We start from the raw sequence: 17,842 nt of genomic DNA, 5'->3' as shown, positions 1-17,842 counted from the left end.
ATTACTTAATTCTGTATTTGACTTGAGTAATGTATTATTAACTGTTTTGTTTGCTATATTCGTTGGTGCATTAGTGATTTATAGCATTGCGAAACGGAGTAAAGGTGATGAGAGAAAAAAGTGTTAAAGAAGGTTACTAAATTATTTATAGCGGGGTGTATTCTCGCTACTGTGTTGTCTGCTTTCGCTCCAAGTTCTGAAGCAGCTTGTCGACGGACAAATCTTGGGACTCAGTGTGATAATGATGTTCTTCTTAAAAAAAGGGTAAAGGTTTATTACACAAAAAATCAGGTAAAAAAAGTGGTTTCTAGATATAACAGCATGGGGTCTAATAAAGGGCTTATTCTCGGTTATATTATTGGGTTGGTACACCCTTCTACTGGTTTAAGTGTTTTAATGTATCAAGTAGGAGCTAATAATATGATTAAGCCTTTTAAAACTGCTAATTCTAAGAAAAAGGGTTTAGAGATTTCTTACACGGTTACCGTTTATAAGTGGTCAAATGCATCTACTAAGGTATCTGGAGTAAAATATAAATATAGATAAGACTAAGTAATACATAATGAGCAGGCGATGGCCTGCTTTTTTTATTACAAGAGAAATGTGCAAAATGAAAAAGGAAAACTGAAGTGGAAATCGATCTGCATGGGATCCTGTGTGATGATGCGTTCCTAGCGTGAGTCAACGGTATGCGGATTGCAGGGAGGATTAAGGAGTTGACTCACTCAGTCAGCATTCAAACAAACTTGTTTCAATCGGCGGAAACACGTCACAAGCGCGACGAAATCAAACGGTATTGTTCACTCGATGCCGTTCTGGGATGACATCTTTAAAGAGGTCAGCCGGGAGTACGCCGGGATTGAGACGGATTCCCAGCACATCGATGCACTGGCGGCCTTCTTTGTCACGCAGCCGGAACGCTTTGATGTCATTGTCGCTTCGAATCTGTTCGGAGATGTGCTGACAGATATCGGCGCGGCGATTATGGGAAGCGTCGGAATCGCTCCCGCAGCCAACATCAATGTAAACGGCAAATATCCTTCTGTTCACGGCTCCGCCCCGGATATTGTCGGAAAAGGAATTGCCAATCCTATAGGCCAAATATGGACGGCGAAATTAATGCTCGATTCATTCGGAGAAGAGGAACTGGGCCATCTCCTCTTACAATCTATTGAAACGGTCACAAACAGCGGCATTCTGACTCCTGATGCCGGCGGAAAGCATTCAACGGAGGACGCCCCATCCGCCATTATTTCTTAAATCAAGAACAGATAAGACGAAAAAACCGCGGGCAGGAAAACTGCACAGCGGTTTTTTCGTCTCAGACGGGACGGAGCGCGCAGAAACAGGCCGATTCACCTGTGAAGCCCGCAATACGGCCTGATTGATCCTTTTCTACAGAAAAAAACCGCTGTATATCACGAGGAGCATCCAGCATCTGTTTTTCCAGTAATGCGGCTTTCTCTTCAGTCAGGCCTGCCCGTTCACACCAGACGGTAAATTGAAATGGTTTCAAAAAGCAGACAGCGGATTCCATCCGGAAGCCGGCTGTCTCCAGAAAACGAAGCCATTCTGTTTTTTTCCACGCCCGAAAGTGGCTCTGATCCCGTTTCTTTTCAATGTCATTATAAAAATGGTCATATTCATTCTTTTCAGGTGCGGTATTGTCAATGAGAAGCAGTCTGCCGCCCGGTTTGACAACCCGAAACGCTTCATGAACAAAGGCTCTGACATCGGGAAAATGATGCGCCGCGATTCTGCATGTGACGATATCGAAAGCAGCATCGGAAAACGGCATCTTTTCAGCATCGCCTTTTTCGAATGACACGTTCGTCCATCCGTTTCCGGTTATAAATGCTTCAGCGGCTGCTAACATTTCTTCCGTGAGGTCATATGCGATAACAGAGCGTACGAGAGGAGCGAGAGCGTTAGCCGTATGTCCACCTCCCGTCGCGATATCCAGCACGTCCATATGCTTTTCGGCACCGGAAGCTGAAATGAGATACGCCAAATCCTCTCCTGCGGCGTGTCCGGGACTAGTCACATATTTCGCGGCGTTTTTGGCAAATTGCCGCTGCGCCTGCTGTTTAATTGAATCCTCCATTATACTTGGGCCCCCTTTTCTTTCTGCTTGCTGCCTTAATCAAAATAAACGGGTTCATCCGGATGTTTGAGATATGCAAACATCTTTTCAATCTGACTTACCGTATTGCGGGCGGCAGATAGCGGCGGCAGTTCCGTTTCCGCAAAAAAGCCGGCCGCGCTTGTTTCCGTTCCCTCTCTGAGCCGGCCGCCGATGATCTCGCATTTGATAAACACTTTGTAAACGTGGGCGGCGGACGGCGGATGGGAATGGCATTTCTTATCCATTACAGCTAACAGTTTAACGGGCTTTACGTCGATTCCCGACTCCTCTTTTACTTCTTTGACAGCGGTCTCGCCCGGTGAAATCCCGATATCAGCCCATCCGCCCGGCAGCGCCCATCTGCCGTCGCTTTTCTCTCTTACCATTAATATACTCTGATCTTTAAAAACTGCCGCTCTGATATCAACTTTCGGAGTGGGATAGCCCGTGTCACCGGCGAATACGTCTTTGATGATCCTTTTGTCGATGCCGGTATGATGCGCCATGATATCCACGCTTATTTTTCTTATTTCTTCAAATCTCTCAATATCATATATGTCTTTGGAATAAGCCAGCCCCGCTTGCGCCGCGGATTGAAGCTGTTTTGCCCATTCAAGCCATTTTGGCTCCATTTTTTCACCGCCTTATGTTAATTGACGAAACCCCGAATTGCACCTTGAGAGTACCGGTGCCCATGATCCGTTTCTGCTCCTTGTTTTCTGTTTATGGCGGAGCGAATCCTGCCGGGAAATCAGAAAAAAGCCATTCATTTGCTGAATGGCTTTTTTTCATTTTCTATTTTTCTTTCATGACGAGAACGACGCCTGAAACAATAAGGGCCGCCCCGATCCAGAAGGTTCCTCCGATCGACTCTCCCAACAGCAGCCAGCCGAGCAATGTCCCGGAAAGCGGCTGAAAGAAGAAAAACAGACCGCCGCTTGCCGCATTCAGCAATTGCAATCCGCGATTCCAAAGCATGAACGCGCAGGCGGTTGAGATCACACCCAGATATAAAAGTCCGCCCCATATCTCAGGCCGGGCAAGCTGAGACAAAGGAATCTCCCGAAGCGGGCCCGCTGTAAACGGGGTCAGGATGACAAATGCGACGCAAATGGAATACGTTGTGACGACAAGCGGGGAGTAATGGCCGGGAACCCGTTTCATCAGCACGGACATCAAAGCCCATGTCAGCGCCGCAGCCAGAAGCGAGAGACCGCCGAGCTGGCTCGACATATCGAGATCTCCGTTCCCCACAATGAGCAATACTCCGATCGTCGCCAGCCCTGTCGATATTCCTTTTTTCAGCGTTAACCGTTCTTTCAGCATCAGCCGGGCAAATACAACCATAAATGCGGGAGTGGATGCCGTAATAATCGCACCCATCTGCGCGGTTGATAATTTCGTGCCGATTTCCTGCGTAACGATCGAAACCGTGTTGCCGATCAATCCGATCGCAGCGATCAGTAATAAATCACGTTTAAGAACTTTCCAGGATTGGCGTGTAAATAAACTGAGAATCAAAAGTGAAAGAAGCGCCACCGCATATCTCAGCCATACCAGTTCAAGCGGCGGAATGACCGCTACCACTACTTTTACGACGACATACATACCGCCCCAGATACTGGCGGCCAATGCCAAATAAATCGAACCGAACAATGTATTTTTCAATTGATGCACCCTCCGTTATCATATTAGGTCACGTCATATGCCCTAACGGAGAGAAGCGCAGTCACTTTCCTCCATTAAGGGCGGAGAAGTGCTGCCGGTACATCATGTTCAAATAAGGGCGCTAGAAACATATCGTTTTTCACCTCAATTGCAATCTGATTTTTCTCATTATACAAGGTTTGTCAGAAGACGTAAATGAACGGCGGCATCGGCTTTATCGATTGCGGACTTCCAGCTGGATTCTTGTGATCTGATTGTCAAACCCGTCCGCCACAACCTCATCAAGCATATATTCTTCATATGCATAATCGCCCATTTCCAGCCCATACTCTTCAATAAACTGCATGATGCTGCGGTAAGCCGCTTCCGCTTCATCCCCTATTTGGTACCCGACGGCATAAAGCCCTTTCGGCTTGATATGGAGGTCTCTATTCTCTATGCCTCCTTCTGTCTTCATATAAAAATGGGTGTAGTTGTAGAATTCTTTTTTCAGAATCTGCTCCCGCGCAAACAGTCCGCCGACCGGATGTCCCTGATCGAGTTCATGTACCCGCATATAGCGGATCAATTCGGAAATGGCGGCAGTGTATTGCCGTTCTGGCAAATGGAGTACGGGTCGTCCTATCATAAGTGTCTCTTCATCTAATCGTTGCAATGAGATGGAGGAAAAGTCTGTCTCCAAGGCTTGTTCGGTCAGCTTCACCTTTGTCTGAATCATTCTTTGCAGGTGCTCCAGCTTTTTGATTTTGCTTTCGATTTCTGAAGATTTCTCTTTTAAAAGCGTGATGACACCCTCGGGGGTTTTGTCTGTTAAGAGCGGTTTGATCTTCTTCAAGGACACCCCGACCTCCTTAAACAGACCGATGACCTGGAACAGTTCGAATTGATGATAGGAATAGTATCTGTATCCGTTCGCTTTTTTGATTTCCGGAGAAAGCAGGCCGATCTCGTCATAATGGAACAGGGTTTGTTTTTTTACGTGGCACAGTTTTGCAAATTCACCCGTTGTGAAGTATTTTCTGACGTCTTCGCTCATAATGCCTCCTTGACTATACGGTAACCATATCCTTTATGATGATCATTGTATCCGAGAGAAGGCTGATTCACAAATGGCTTACGAAATGAAAGCTTTACCGTCTCAGAAAAAAGCGGAAGAGGAGTATCAAGTATGACGATTGAAATCAGAGCAGTCACGGAAGAGAACCGTGCCGATATACTGGCGCTTCATGTAAGGGAAAGCCAGACTTCATTTATTGAAACCGCGGAAGAGTGCTTACAAGATGCTGAGGATTGCCGGCATTATCAGCCGGCCGGTCTTTATGTTAACGAGGTATTGGTCGGCTTTGCCATGTACGGATGGTTTCCGGAATATGATGAGGAAAATGAAAACGGCAGAGTGTGGCTTGACCGTTTTTTTATTGATGAACATTATCAGGGACGTGGATTGGGCAGGCTGTTGCTTGATGCCCTTATCCGCCATCTCGTTCGAATATATGATTGCAGACGGATTTATTTAAGCCTGTTTGAAGATAACGTGCACGCATTGCGGCTTTATCAAAAATTCGGCTTCTTATTCAATGGAGAGCTGGACTCAAACGGAGAAAAAGTGATGGTGAAAGAGCTGTAAACCCTCTGTATAAAAGCGATTCGTCTTCTTGCCAATCCCTTAAATTTGAGGTAACATAAAGATATTGGACGACGGTCGACGGACTACGGTCGATTGTTAAAAACCTGATAAAGCGGATCTGAACATGGTGATCAGGTATCTAAATGGAGGAGAAGATTGTGCTTATTATACTCGTTATGTTTCTTCTCGGGATTATTCTCGGGTTTATCGGCGCGGGGGGAGCCGGTTTTGTCATTGCACTTTTAACTATACTGTTTCACGTACCGATTCATACGGCTTTGGGCACCTCCCTCGCCGGAATGGCTTTCACAAGTTTATCGGGTGCTTTCAGCCACTACCGTGAAGGCAATATTCAGATGAAGATCGGCCTCATCGTCGGCGTTTTTGCGGCATTCGGTTCGTTTTTCGGGGCAAGGCTTACTTCCCTTATCCCCGCAGATTTGCTGCATTACTTGACGGCCGGCATGCTGTTTTTATCTGCTCTGCTTATTTTAGTCCGGTTATTTATTGTAAAAGAAACACAAGAAGATTCTGGACGGCAAAGCAACCTGAACATATGGGTGAAAGCCGTTGTACTCGGTATCATCGCAGGAATCTTGTCCGGAACGTTCGGTATCGGCTCTGCTCCTTTTATCCAAATCGGCTTAATGATTCTTTTGCGCTTATCCATCCGCCAGTCGGTCGGCACCACCATGCTTGTCATTATCCCGCTTGCGGTCGGCGGAGGACTCGGTTATGTGACGGAAGGATTTGTCGATTATATGCTGTTGGTCAAAGTGCTGATCGGAACGATGTGCGGCGCATATGTCGGAGCAAAATTCACCAACCTCGTGCCGAAAGTCATTCTGAAATCAGCCATCTTTTTAACACCGGCCATCGCCGGTTTGATGCTTTTATTTTAAACTGAAACGGGAGGCGGCGGCCTCCCGTTTTTTTCTGTTCTTCACCTGTTTTCGAAGAGCTTTTTCAGCTTTGCTTCCGTTTCGGTATGATCTACCGGCGTATACACACTGCAGCGCAGATCACTGTTACCCTGAACCTGAAATGAAGTCAGGTTAAAGACCATTTTTCCCGCCTTCGCATGGCGGAACTCAATTAATACTTCGGGTGCCGAGCTGACTTCGCTCTCATTCCACAGCGTATGAAATTCCGAATACGTTTTCTCCATTTCTTCTATAAACTGAGAATACCACGTATCAGCTACATACTGGCCGTAATACGTTCTGAAAATGGCGATGAATCCTTTCACAAAGTGCTCCCAGTTCACGGCTAAACTTCTTAATTCTTTTCTGGAAAACAATAGCTCTATGAGATTCCGTTTTTCAGGAGGAATTTGTTCAAAATCTAAAAACACGTGAGCCGCGGCCTGATTCCATCCTACGATATGACACCGCCTGTCCGAGATAATGGTGGGACAATAACGGAGCTCCTGCAGGATTTTTGAAAGCGACGGGCTGATAACCGCTTCTTCCTCCGCGGTAAACGGCTGCTTCACGCCCTCCTCAATGGCAAGCGCGTATAAATAATTTCTCTCATCTTTATTGAGCTGCAGCGCATCGGAAACCGCGTCCAACACGGCTGCGGACACTTTAATGTCTCTGCCCTGCTCCAGCCACGTATACCACGTGGTGCTTACGCCGGCTAATTGCGCGACCTCTTCTCTTCGGAGTCCGGGCGTTCTTCTCCGTGTGCCCATCGGCAGCCCGGCCATCTGCGGAGAAATTTTGGCCCGCTGCGTTTTTAAAAACTCTGAGAGCGCCTGCAATCTTCCTTCTGGTATCATACCGAATCTCTCCTCTCTTACCCTGGTATTCATTATACTAGGATAATCAACAACTTGTAATAGGATAATTGCAAGTTACAATAAATACATACCGAAGGAGGAATGACCATGAAAAGAGTTGTGATCACCGGAATGGGAGTGATTTCACCTCTCGGCAATGATGTGCATACATTTTGGAAACACCTGACGGAAGGAACATCGGGAATCTCTCTCATCGATTCGTTTGATGTCTCCGGCTCCAAGACAAAAATAGCCGGCACCGTCCGTGATTTTGACGCCGAAGAAAGATGGGGCAGAAAAGAAGCGAGACGGCTTGACCGTTTCAGCCAGTTTGCTTTAGCGGCAGCGGAACAGGCGCTTGAAAGCTCCCGGATTCAGCTCGATCAGATTGACCGTGAACGCCTCGGCGTGTACGTCGGCTCGGGAATCGGCGGCATCACGACTTTGATTGATAACGTTCATACTTTAAATGAACGGGGAGCGCGAAAAGTGAGCCCGAGCCTTGTCCCCATGATGATCTCAAACGCGGCCGCCGCTCAAATCAGCATCAGATTAGGCGCGCTCGGCCCCTCACTTTCGCCCGTCACCGCGTGTTCCATCGGCAATACGTCGATCGGGGAAGCATTCAACGCCATTCGGAATGATGACGCGGATATTATGTTTGCCGGGGGAGCGGAAGCGGCGATTACGAATTTGTCATTAGCCAGCTTCGGCAATGCCCACGCGCTGTCAGCGAGAAACGAAGACCCCGCCGCGGCAAGCCGGCCGTTTGACGCGGATCGCGATGGGTTTGTCATGAGTGAAGGCGCAGGCATCTTAGTATTGGAATCATTGGATAGCGCAATCGGCAGAAATGCCCCGATCCTTTGTGAGGTGCTCGGCTACGGCGCAAGCTCTGACGCGTATCATATGGTGGCCTCCCATCCGGAAGGGACGGGCGCATACCTGGCGATGAAAAACGCTTTGAAAAAGGCGAACGTTTCAGCGGAAGACATTGATGTCGTAAGCGCCCACGCGACAAGCACAAAAGCCGGAGATCTTTCTGAAACATTGGCCATCAAGACATTATTCGGGGAGCTTGCGTATGACATTCCGGTTACGGCCAACAAATCAATGCTCGGCCACATGCTTGGCGCGGCAGGCGGCGTTGAAGCCATCGCTCTGACAGAAAGCCTGAGACACGGCATCATCCCGCCGACGATCAATCTGCAGCACCCTGATTCGGCATGTGATTTGGACTATGTGCCAGACGGGCCCCGCCATCAATCGTTAACGATCGGCCTTTCCAACTCATTCGGCTTTGGCGGACATAATTCGGCGATCGTGCTGAAGAAATATGAATAGCGGGCATCAAAAAAAGGAGTGAATCATTTCACTCCTTTTTTGCTTTCTCCGGTTTTGTTGTTAAGGCGAAAAAAGCGATGGAACCGATAACGGATGTCGTGAACATAATTGCCCCCATCGGCACGGCCGTCGCTTCATTCATCCCCACAAGCGGCGACACGATGGAACCGAGAAGAAGCGGAAGCATGCCGAGCAGTGCGCTTGCGCTTCCCGCGCGGTGTCCCTGCTTTTCCATCGCCAATGTAAAGGTGCTTGTCAGCGTCATGCCGATCGTAATCATATAAATAAAAATGGAAATCACCAGTGCCGCCAGCGGCCCGTGAATGATCGTCATGACGAGCAGAACGGCAGTCGCCGTCATCGCTATAATCACGCCGATTCTCAGCAGGCTTTTTTCGTGAATAATCCCGCCGAAACGGCCGATGATAAAGCTTCCGGTAATGATCGCCAGACCGTTTATGCCGAATAAAACACTGAATACCTGAGGCGATACTCCGTAAATATCCTGATACACAAAAGGCGTTCCGGAGACATACGCAAAGCTCCCGCCGTGAATAAAACCGACCGTCAGCGCATAGCCGATAAATGACCGATCCTTCAGCAGGCTTCCCATTGTCCGCACGGAATTTCCGATGGAGCTCGGAATCCGCTTTTCCGGCGGCAGGGTTTCTGTCAACTTGAGCGCAATGATGAGAACAAGCAAAAACCCGATAAAGGTTAAAAACAGAAAAATCGTATGCCATGATGCAAACGGAAGCAATAAAATCGCGCCTCCCGTCATCGGCGCCACCATCGGCGCGACGGCGGTAATAACCATCAGCAGCGAGAAAAATTTAGAAAGCTCTCTCCCCGTAAACACATCTCTGACGATTGCACGGGATAAAACGAGTCCCGCCGAAGCGGTGAATCCTTGAAGAAAACGGGCAATCACCAGTGTTGAAATGTTCGGTGCAAGCGCGCAAAACAGAGAAAACAAAGCAAATAAAAAAATACATAGCAATAACGGTTTTCTTCTTCCCTTCGCGTCACTTAACGGGCCGACAACAACCTGTCCGATTGTCAGTCCGATCAGACAAGCGGTTAAACTGAGCTGGACAAGCGAAGCGCGGGCGCTTAAATCTTCGGCGATTTCAGGGAAGCTCGGCAGATACATATCTATATTGAGCGGCCCCAGTATCGCAAGCATTCCGAGTAGAAAAGCCAGCGCAAGCCGCTCCTTACCGGTCGGATTATGCAGCATATCGTTCCCACCTTTCCTTTGTCAATCTCTCAAAACATTTGTATATTGTATCATAATTTTTTCTTTATTTTTAAAAGTTTTCAAAGGGCATAAAAAAAACCAAGGGCTGTAACAGCCCTTGGTTCCGGGTCACGCGGTAAAAGGTTTTACGCGTGTTTTTCTTTAAATGCTTTTGCGTATTGATCAGCCGCTATAATGGCATCCGCCACGTCGTCAGCCGTCACGTCAAAAGCGGCATGAATCGTTTCTTCTTCAATCGTCGCGGCTTCTGCCACTTTCATAATGTCCTCTTTAGATGCGTCTTTCAATTTGATGTCTTCAAGTGTGACAGGCAGCCCTAAGCTGATATAAAACGCGATATACCGCTCAATTTCCTCAAGCGAACGTTTTTCCAGCGCCAATTGAACAAGCGTGCCGAATGCCACTTTTTCACCGTGGGTCAAGTGATGGATTTCACCTTCAAGCGCGGTAAATCCGTTATGAATGGCATGTGCCGCAGCTAAGCCGCCGCTTTCAAATCCCAGTCCGCTCAGAAGTGTATTGGCTTCAACAACCGCTTCCAATGCGGGCGTAACGGCTTTCGCTTTCACAGACTCATAAGCGAGACGGCCGTATTTGAATAATACCGCTTCACATTTTTCCGCGATAGCCTCTCCGGCGATTGTCGGAATTCCGCCTGCCATCGTTTTACCGCCATTGGCGATGACACTGCGCGCCTCTATCCACGTCGCCATCGCATCGGCAATCCCTGATGCTAAAAAGCGCGGCGGAGCTTCCGCGACGATTTTCGTATCGACCAGAACCAAGTCAGGATTCTTATGATAAAAACGATAGTTTTCGAACGCGCCTTGTTCAGAATACACGACAGACAGCCCGCTTGTCGGAGCATCCGTTGAAGCGGCCGTCGGCACGATAACGGTGTAGCCGTTTATTTCATCTGATACGGCTTTGGCCGTATCAAGCGTTTTACCGCCGCCGACTCCGATGACAATAGTCGCCCCTGCTTTTTCTGCGATGCCGGCAATTCTTTTCATTTCTTCCTGGGAGGCTTCGCCGTTGAAAACCGCCTCTTCAGAAGAAATATTGCTTTTCTTTAATTCAGCCGTCACTTTATGGCCCGCGATATCCCATACGGTTTTGTCCGCGATGACGACGGCTTTTTCACCAACACCCTCCAGATGTCCGCCGATTGTTTCAATGGCGTTTTTTCCCTGCACGTATTTGGCCGGACTGATAAAAATTCGTTCCAATGTCATCATCCCTTCTTCGTTGTCTCTCATTACATTTCTCTTATTGATAGAGCAGAAATGAAAACTCTTCTGATATCATTCCTCGTTTTGGTTTGATTCAAACCTCATATACACTGCTGAAAAATCAATTTTCACGGCATTGACAAGATGTGAAGGTGTCTATATAATCTTCGATATTGAAGCTGATCATTCTTTACTGAATGAACAAACGAGATTGTGAATGATTCGTCTTAAAAATTATTTAGTTCTGCTGGATAATTTTTGAGGCGTTTTTGTTTTTTATATATTTTTGACTGCGGAGGAGGTTTGCATATGAAGAACATTTGCAAGGATATACTGATGATTATGGCCGGAGCCTTTCTTATCGCGGCGTCCGTGGAATTTTTCGTCATCCCGAATCATTTAGGGGACGGCAGCACCGTGGGAATCGCTCTCGTTTTATATTATCTTTTCCATATACCTGCAAGTATTACGACTCTGGTTGTAAATTTGATTTTTATCGGGTTGGCTTATAAATTTTTAACGAAAAAAACGATTTTATACACGATACTCGGTACGGGAATGACTTCTGTTTTTCTCAGCATCGTCAGCTTTATTCCATTCGGCGTGCACGACATGGTGCTCGGGATCGTATTCGGCGCTCTGCTGATGGGAGCGGGGCTGGCATTGATCTTTATCGCTGACGGATCTACCGGCGGGACCACGCTTTTGGCGTATTTATTGAATTACACAAAGGGCTTTAACATCTCCAAAAGCATGTTTTATATGGATTGTGTCATCATTTTCGCATCCGTTTTAGCGATCGGAATCAATCATATGCTGTATACGTTTATATTCGTTTATCTGTGCGCCAAAATCGTCGATATTGTCATTGAGGGTTTCCATAATAAAAAAGCCCTCACCATTATGTCTGACCAATACGAAGAAATCGCCAAAGCCATCACCTCCGAGTACGGCAACGCGGCGACGATTTTTTACGGATACGGGTATTACGGCAGCAAAGACAAGCGCATTATCTATGTTGTCATTAAAAAGAACGAATTGCTGAAAATCAAAAAACATGTTCAAAAAATTGATCCGAAATCATTTATCGTTATTCATGAAGTAAAAGAAGCTGTCGGAGGGCAATTTGGGTTTACAAACCTGCCCGCCGCCGCAAATGAAAAATAACCGCCTGCAGTGTATAGCTGCAGGCTTTTTTTATCCGGCTCTTCCCCGCTCAAAGGTTTTTTACATCTTTCAATCGAAGTAGTAAATGAAACCTTTTTTGATGGAGGAACATAAAAAAATGAATATCAAAACTGAAAGGCTCGTAATTCGGACATTTGAACCGGAAGATTGGCAGGATGTCTATGCGTACACCTCGAATCCGAGTGTCATGAAATATATACCAGAGGGTGTCTTTACCGAAGAAGATGCCAGGAAATTCGTTACTGAAAACAGCGGTGAACATACCGGGAAGTTTCCCGTTTTATTGAAGGATGAGAAAACGGTCATTGGCCACATTGTTTTTTTTCAGTATTTTGGCGATCATACGTATGAAATCGGCTGGGTGTTTCACCCGGAATACCAGGGCAAAGGATATGCTTCAGAGGCGGCGCGCGCCGTGCTGGCATTCGGGTTTAACAAGATGAAATTACACCGGATTATTGCGACATGTCAGCCGGAAAACATGGCTTCGCACCGGGTGATGGAAAAGATCGGGATGAGGCGGGAAGGCTTTTTTAAAAAATGCATCCCCCATGATAATGAATGGTGGGATGAATATTATTATGCAATTTTAGAAGAAGAGTGGGAAGCCTCCAATCTGGAATAAAAAGGCTTATACCCTTTGCTTTTACAGATAAGTGTGTGCTACACTGTTCGTAACAAATACGAAGGGATGATGGGTGGACAATGATTAACTAATCTTATTTTGACCGTTTGAAATCAAATATTTCAAATCAGAAAAAATAGGATTAGTCTGCCCATTTTCTATACGATACGAGAAAGCTATGTAAAAATAGCTTATTTGATCATGCACAGGTACGGCTAATCCTTCCAAATCAATTGGGAGGATTTTTTTTGTCCTCCCTTTAAAGCGAGGGATTGACATATGAAAGAAATGTTAAAGTTAAGCGGCATCAGTTATGAAATCAACAGCGTTCCCCTTTTTGAACAGATCAGCGCGAGTGTCCAGCAAGGCGACATCATCGGCGTTATCGGTAAAAACGGCGCCGGCAAATCTTTATTGCTGCAATTGATCTGCAATCAAAAAGCGCCGTCACAAGGACAGATCCAGATGATGCAAGATGTGAACATATATATGGTGGAACAAGAAACGGAAGCTTATGATTCCGGCCACCCGGAGCCTGCGGAGGCAGCCTTGTTAGAAAAGTGGAACGTGCCCGCACGCGCCTTTTCGCAATTAAGCGGCGGAGAAAAATTGAAAGCCCGTCTTGCCAAAGGTTTCTCCTCCTCAAGCGGCCTTTTGTTATTAGATGAGCCGACGAACCACCTCGATCAGCACAGTTTAGAAATACTGCTGAATCAGATCAAGAATTACAAAGGCACCATTATTTTCGTTTCGCATGATCGTGCTTTTATAGATGCAGCAGCGACAAAAATCTGGGCCATCGAAGGAAAGAAACTCATTGAACAAAAAGGGAATTATTCAAGCTATATGGAGGTCCGCAAACAGAGAAGGCTGACCCAGCAGCGGGAATATGAGAATCAGCAGCATATGATCAGACAGATTGAAGCTCAAATGAACGAGCTGAGCGCTTGGTCAAAAAAAGCCCACGCCCAATCAACGAAAATAGAAGGCTTTAAAGAATACCACCGCGTAAAAGCAAAACGCACGGACGCCCAGATTAAATCAAAGCAGAAGCGTCTTGAAAAAGAGCTTGAAAAAGCGAAAGCAGAACCGGTTGAAGCGGAGTATGAAGTCCGTTTTTCCATTGAGCACCGTAAAAAAGCGGGAAAGCGTTTTTTAGAAGTAAGTGATGTCACAAAGTCATATGACGGCCGAACGCTTTTTAAAAACGTGAATTTCACTGTGATGCACGGTGAAAAGATCGCGATTACAGGTCCGAACGGCAGCGGGAAAACAACATTATTGAAGGTCATCCTCGGTCAGGAAAAAGCGCAGGGCGGCATATGGATTTCTCCGTCTGCAAACGTCGGATATTTAACCCAGGAAGTATTCGACCTTCCGCTTGATAAAACCCCCGAACAGCTTTTTTACAAAGAAACGTTCGAAGCAAGGGGAAATGTTCAATCCCTCATGAAGCATTTAGGATTTACCGCAGCGCAATGGACGGAACCCATCGGCAAGATGAGCATGGGAGAGCGGGTCAAATGCAAGCTGATGGCGTTTATTCTGGAGGAGAAAGATGTGCTGATTCTGGATGAGCCGACAAACCACCTTGATCTGCCGTCACGCGAGCAGCTTGAAGACACTTTGGCCCGATACGACGGAACGCTCATCATCGTATCGCATGATCGCTACTTTGTCGAAAAGACGACGGACATCCGGCTTGATATCTCAAACGGCAGCGTCCGAAAACAATGGAAAGAATCTCCCTCCGTCAGGGATGATGCTGAAGAACTGCGATTAAAGCTTGAAACCGAACGGCAGGAAGTCCTCGGAAAACTCAGCTTCATGACTCCGGCTGATAAACAATATCGTGAGCTTGATCAAAAATTCAAAGAGCTGACGGAAGAAATCAAGAAATTGAAATGAATGTAAAAACCCGTGATTGTCACGGGTTTTTTTGAAAAGTTCACATATCATGAAGAATAATTTCAAACTGATTTGTACAACCTACGTTCAGATTCATACGAGAAGGTTCAGAAAGAAAGGTTCAGGTGAACGCAGAATGGCCAAACGCATCGGAATTACGGGAAACATTATGGCTGATCAATCCGGCCCTTTCCCGGGTTATAATCGGGCATATGTCAATAATGATTATATTCAGTCTGTTTCTGAGGCCGGCGGTGTGCCGTTTATATTGCCGGTGATTCAAGAGACGGCGCTTTTAAAGGAACAGGTCTCTCATGTTGACGGCATCATTCTGTCCGGCGGCCAGGATATAGATCCGCTGTTTTACGGCGAAGAACCTTTACAGGCTTTAAGAAAGACCTTTCCTGATCGGGACGCCTACGAAAAGGAGCTGATTCTCACGGCGGTTGCTTTAGAAAAGCCGATACTGGCCATCTGCCGGGGGATGCATATGTTAAACGTCACTTACGGGGGAACTTTATATCAAGACCTGACACACGCTTCGTTTGCTGACATTAAGCATGACCAAGAAAAAGATCCGCCGTTAAAAACCCATCATGTTTCTTTTGAAAAAGGGACACGTCTCCATACCTTGTTTGGCGATTCAGCGCGGGTGAATTCATTCCATCACCAGATCATAAAAGAGACGGCGCCTTCATTTAAAGCCGCGGCTTATGCGAAAGACGGGGCCATTGAAGCGATTGAACGGACGGGTGAATTATTTGTCGTCGGCGTGCAATGGCATCCCGAAATGCTGACAAAAAAACACGAAGACATGAAAAAGCTTTTTTCCCTGTTCATGAATGCGGTCAGCACATAAAAAAAGCAGATCATAACGATCTGCTTTTTCATTTTATTCTTCCGGTTTCTCCGGTGTTTTGCCTTGTGTCAGCTTATGGCCTTCGATATCCACGTTCGGAATGATTTTATCCAGCCACTTCGGCAAGTACCAGGCCGCATGTCCCATCAGCTTCATGACACTCGGAATGATGGTCATTCTTACAATGAACGCATCGAAAAGAACACCGAAGGTCATTGCCAATCCCATGGATTTGATCGTAGAGTCCCCCGCGAAGATGAATCCCGCAAAGACGAAAATCATGATCAGTCCCGCCGCTGTTACGACAGGTCCGCTATGTTTCAATCCGGCATGGATGGCTTGTACCGGATTTTTTGTTTTGACATAGTCTTCTCTCATTCTGCTGACAAGGAATACTTGATAGTCCATCGCCAGCCCGAAAAGAATACCGATGGCTAAAATAGGCAGGAAGGCGAGAATCGGACCTTTTTCCGGAATGCTGAGCAAGCCGGTGAAATTCCCATCCTGCAGAACGAATACCGATAACCCGAGTGTAGCGGTCATCGTCAGCAAAAAGCCGACGACGGCGGCAAGCGGCACGAGAAGCGAGCGGAAAACAACGGTCAGCAATACAAACGCAAACCCGACAATGAGAATGGCGAATTCCGGAATCGCATCATTTAACCGGTCTGAAATATCAATATTCACCGCTGTTGACCCGGTGACGAGCAGGCGGATGCCGTTTTTGTCTGATCGTTTCCGTATATCCTGCACTAACTCTTTCGTTGCCTTATCATTCGGCCCGGTTTCAGGCACTGCCGTAATGATGGCATAATCCCCTTTTTGATTCGGCATGGCAGGTGTGACGCTCGACACATTGTGCAAGTCCTTTATTTCTTTCACGGCGTCTTGAAATGCTTCACTTTTATTCCCCTTGACTCCTTTTGCATCGGCAACAATTGTCAGCTTGCCGTTAAAGCCTTCGCCGAATCCTTTAGACAACAGATCATAGGCGCGGCGGTCCGGGCTGTCTTTCGCTTTCATTCCCGCATCAGGCAGCCCTAGCTCTAAATGCATGGCCGGCAGACTGATGACGGCTAAAAGAATAATGCTGAAAATGCTTAACAGAATAGGCTTCTTTGTAACGAAGCGCCCCCAGGCATTCGTGTCGGCGCTTTTCTTTTCTTTCTTCTTGTTTGATTTCGGAATCATCCGTTTTCCTGCGATTGATAACACCGCAGGCACCAGCGTTACTGATGCCAATACAGCCATCAGCACACTGAGCGCCGCAGTCAATCCCATGGCAGACATGAACGGAATGCCGACAACGGTCAATCCGCAAAGCGCGACGATCACGGTCAGTCCCGCAAAAACGACGGCGCTGCCAGCCGTTCCCGCAGCCTTAGCGATCGATTCATTTTTTTGTACACCTTCGCCCAAAAACTGACGATGCTTCGTAAAGATAAACAGCGCATAATCAATCCCGACGGCCAGGCCGATCATTCCGGATAATGAGAGACTGACCGAGGCTATTGTAAAGACCTGTGTTCCGATTAACGTCAGCGCGACGCTTACGCCTAACCCAATCAGGGCTGTGACAATCGGCAGCCCCGCTATGACTAATGAACCAAACGTAATGGCCAGAACGACGAAAGCCAGCACAACGCCGACAATTTCAGAGGCACCGCCGACTTCAACACCGGCTCCCGGCACATCACCGCTGAGCTCCGTCTGCAGGCCCTTGTCTCCGGCGGCGGACAGACTGTGTTTAATATGTGAAACAGACGCCTCCGTAATGTCATCCGCCGCTTTTTTGTACGTAATATCGGCATATGCCACTGATCCGTCTTTAGAAATGGTTCCTGTCTCAAAAGGACTTGCAATCGAAGCGACTGAATGATCTGTTTTGATCTTCTTTAATGTCTCTTCAATCGCTTGTTTTTCCGGTTTTGACGTCAATTTCTTCCCGTCTTCAGCTCCGAAAATAACCCGTATGCTTCCTTTATCAGGCCCCTTTGAAAATTCTTTTTGAATGATATCCATCGCCTTTTCAGAAGGTGTGTCGGGAATTGACATATCCTCAGAAAAAGCAGGCTTTAACGAGATGGCGATCACAATCGAAGCGATCAATATCACGAGCCACGCAATGATCATTTTGAATCGGTTGCGGGCAGACCATCCCCCTAATTTATATAAAAAACCAGACATCGAATACTCCTCTCCAATCATTACTTTCTGCCTAA

Annotated in this window: 16 protein-coding genes and 1 pseudogene; 9 read left to right on the top strand and 8 right to left on the bottom strand. The window is 46.9% G+C overall.

Annotated features, from left to right (window positions below):
* Positions 1–120: 120 nt before the first annotated feature.
* Positions 121–546 (top strand): hypothetical protein, encoded by a 426-nt coding sequence (locus tag ACWJJ4_RS13525; protein ID WP_020955408.1) that lies wholly within the window; start codon positions 121–123, stop codon positions 544–546.
* A 207-nt stretch (positions 547–753) separates the two neighbouring features.
* Positions 754–1,260: pseudogene (locus tag ACWJJ4_RS13520) on the top strand (isocitrate/isopropylmalate family dehydrogenase); the annotation flags it as partial.
* 61 nt (positions 1,261–1,321) lie between these two features.
* On the opposite strand, the gene ACWJJ4_RS13515 reads toward ACWJJ4_RS13520, so the two are convergent.
* The 4 genes from ACWJJ4_RS13515 to ACWJJ4_RS13500 all read right to left on the bottom strand — a co-directional run bounded on the left by ACWJJ4_RS13515 (position 1,322) and on the right by ACWJJ4_RS13500 (position 4,829).
* Positions 1,322–2,104, bottom strand: coding sequence for a class I SAM-dependent methyltransferase (locus tag ACWJJ4_RS13515; RefSeq protein WP_156735863.1), 783 nt, complete (start codon positions 2,102–2,104; stop codon positions 1,322–1,324).
* 35 nt (positions 2,105–2,139) lie between these two features.
* The gene (locus ACWJJ4_RS13510; RefSeq protein WP_071392080.1) at positions 2,140–2,757 is read right to left on the bottom strand and encodes an NUDIX hydrolase; all 618 of its coding nucleotides are present in this window, start codon (positions 2,755–2,757) and stop codon (positions 2,140–2,142) included.
* A 163-nt stretch (positions 2,758–2,920) separates the two neighbouring features.
* Positions 2,921–3,793, bottom strand: coding sequence for a DMT family transporter (locus ACWJJ4_RS13505; protein WP_278071617.1), 873 nt, complete (start codon positions 3,791–3,793; stop codon positions 2,921–2,923).
* Between the two features lie 214 nt (positions 3,794–4,007).
* On the bottom strand, positions 4,008–4,829 hold the full coding sequence (locus ACWJJ4_RS13500; protein ID WP_454021699.1) for a MerR family transcriptional regulator: 822 nt from the start codon (positions 4,827–4,829) through the stop codon (positions 4,008–4,010).
* Positions 4,830–4,961: 132 nt separating this feature from the next.
* Here ACWJJ4_RS13500 and ACWJJ4_RS13495 point away from each other — a divergent pair, with 132 nt between their 5' ends.
* Complete coding sequence (locus ACWJJ4_RS13495) at positions 4,962–5,420, top strand: N-acetyltransferase family protein (RefSeq protein ID WP_454021698.1); 459 nt, start codon at positions 4,962–4,964, stop codon at positions 5,418–5,420.
* Positions 5,421–5,578: 158 nt separating this feature from the next.
* Positions 5,579–6,322, top strand: coding sequence for a sulfite exporter TauE/SafE family protein (locus ACWJJ4_RS13490; RefSeq protein ID WP_044803008.1), 744 nt, complete (start codon positions 5,579–5,581; stop codon positions 6,320–6,322).
* A gap of 41 nt (positions 6,323–6,363) precedes the next feature.
* On the opposite strand, the gene ACWJJ4_RS13485 is transcribed toward ACWJJ4_RS13490, so the two are convergent.
* Complete coding sequence (locus tag ACWJJ4_RS13485) at positions 6,364–7,203, bottom strand: helix-turn-helix transcriptional regulator (protein WP_014417044.1); 840 nt, start codon at positions 7,201–7,203, stop codon at positions 6,364–6,366.
* Positions 7,204–7,311: 108 nt separating this feature from the next.
* On the opposite strand from ACWJJ4_RS13485, the gene fabF reads away from it, so the two are divergent.
* Positions 7,312–8,547, top strand: coding sequence for a beta-ketoacyl-ACP synthase II (gene fabF / locus ACWJJ4_RS13480; RefSeq protein WP_101562772.1), 1,236 nt, complete (start codon positions 7,312–7,314; stop codon positions 8,545–8,547).
* A 28-nt stretch (positions 8,548–8,575) separates the two neighbouring features.
* Here fabF and ACWJJ4_RS13475 read toward each other — a convergent pair whose 3' ends face one another.
* Together ACWJJ4_RS13475 and ACWJJ4_RS13470 are read right to left on the bottom strand one after the other, a co-directional pair.
* Positions 8,576–9,787, bottom strand: coding sequence for a Bcr/CflA family efflux MFS transporter (locus ACWJJ4_RS13475; RefSeq protein ID WP_454021697.1), 1,212 nt, complete (start codon positions 9,785–9,787; stop codon positions 8,576–8,578).
* 146 nt (positions 9,788–9,933) lie between these two features.
* A complete protein-coding gene (locus tag ACWJJ4_RS13470) occupies positions 9,934–11,067 on the bottom strand; it encodes a glycerol dehydrogenase (protein ID WP_014304447.1) in 1,134 nt (377 codons plus the stop codon).
* 282 nt (positions 11,068–11,349) lie between these two features.
* Between ACWJJ4_RS13470 and ACWJJ4_RS13465 the strand changes: the two genes are divergently transcribed.
* The 4 genes from ACWJJ4_RS13465 (at position 11,350) to ACWJJ4_RS13450 (ending at position 15,620) form a co-directional block, all read left to right on the top strand.
* Positions 11,350–12,207, top strand: coding sequence for a YitT family protein (locus tag ACWJJ4_RS13465; protein WP_003156057.1), 858 nt, complete (start codon positions 11,350–11,352; stop codon positions 12,205–12,207).
* Positions 12,208–12,325: 118 nt separating this feature from the next.
* Complete coding sequence (locus ACWJJ4_RS13460) at positions 12,326–12,853, top strand: GNAT family N-acetyltransferase (RefSeq protein WP_454021696.1); 528 nt, start codon at positions 12,326–12,328, stop codon at positions 12,851–12,853.
* A 279-nt stretch (positions 12,854–13,132) separates the two neighbouring features.
* Positions 13,133–14,761 carry a ribosomal protection-like ABC-F family protein gene (gene abc-f / locus ACWJJ4_RS13455; protein ID WP_454021695.1) on the top strand — a complete coding sequence of 543 codons (1,629 nt, stop codon included), beginning with the start codon at positions 13,133–13,135 and terminating at the stop codon, positions 14,759–14,761.
* Between the two features lie 136 nt (positions 14,762–14,897).
* On the top strand, positions 14,898–15,620 hold the full coding sequence (locus ACWJJ4_RS13450) for a gamma-glutamyl-gamma-aminobutyrate hydrolase family protein (protein ID WP_003156060.1): 723 nt from the start codon (positions 14,898–14,900) through the stop codon (positions 15,618–15,620).
* Positions 15,621–15,653: 33 nt separating this feature from the next.
* Here ACWJJ4_RS13450 and ACWJJ4_RS13445 read toward each other — a convergent pair whose 3' ends face one another.
* Entirely contained in the window at positions 15,654–17,807 is a 2,154-nt protein-coding gene (locus ACWJJ4_RS13445) for an MMPL family transporter (protein WP_454021694.1), read from the bottom strand.
* Between the last annotated feature and the right edge of the window lie 35 nt (positions 17,808–17,842).

The organism is Bacillus sp. JK62 (assembly GCF_053663455.1).
Note: the sequence above shows the minus strand (reverse complement) of the source record. Positions and strands in the feature narration are given on the sequence as shown.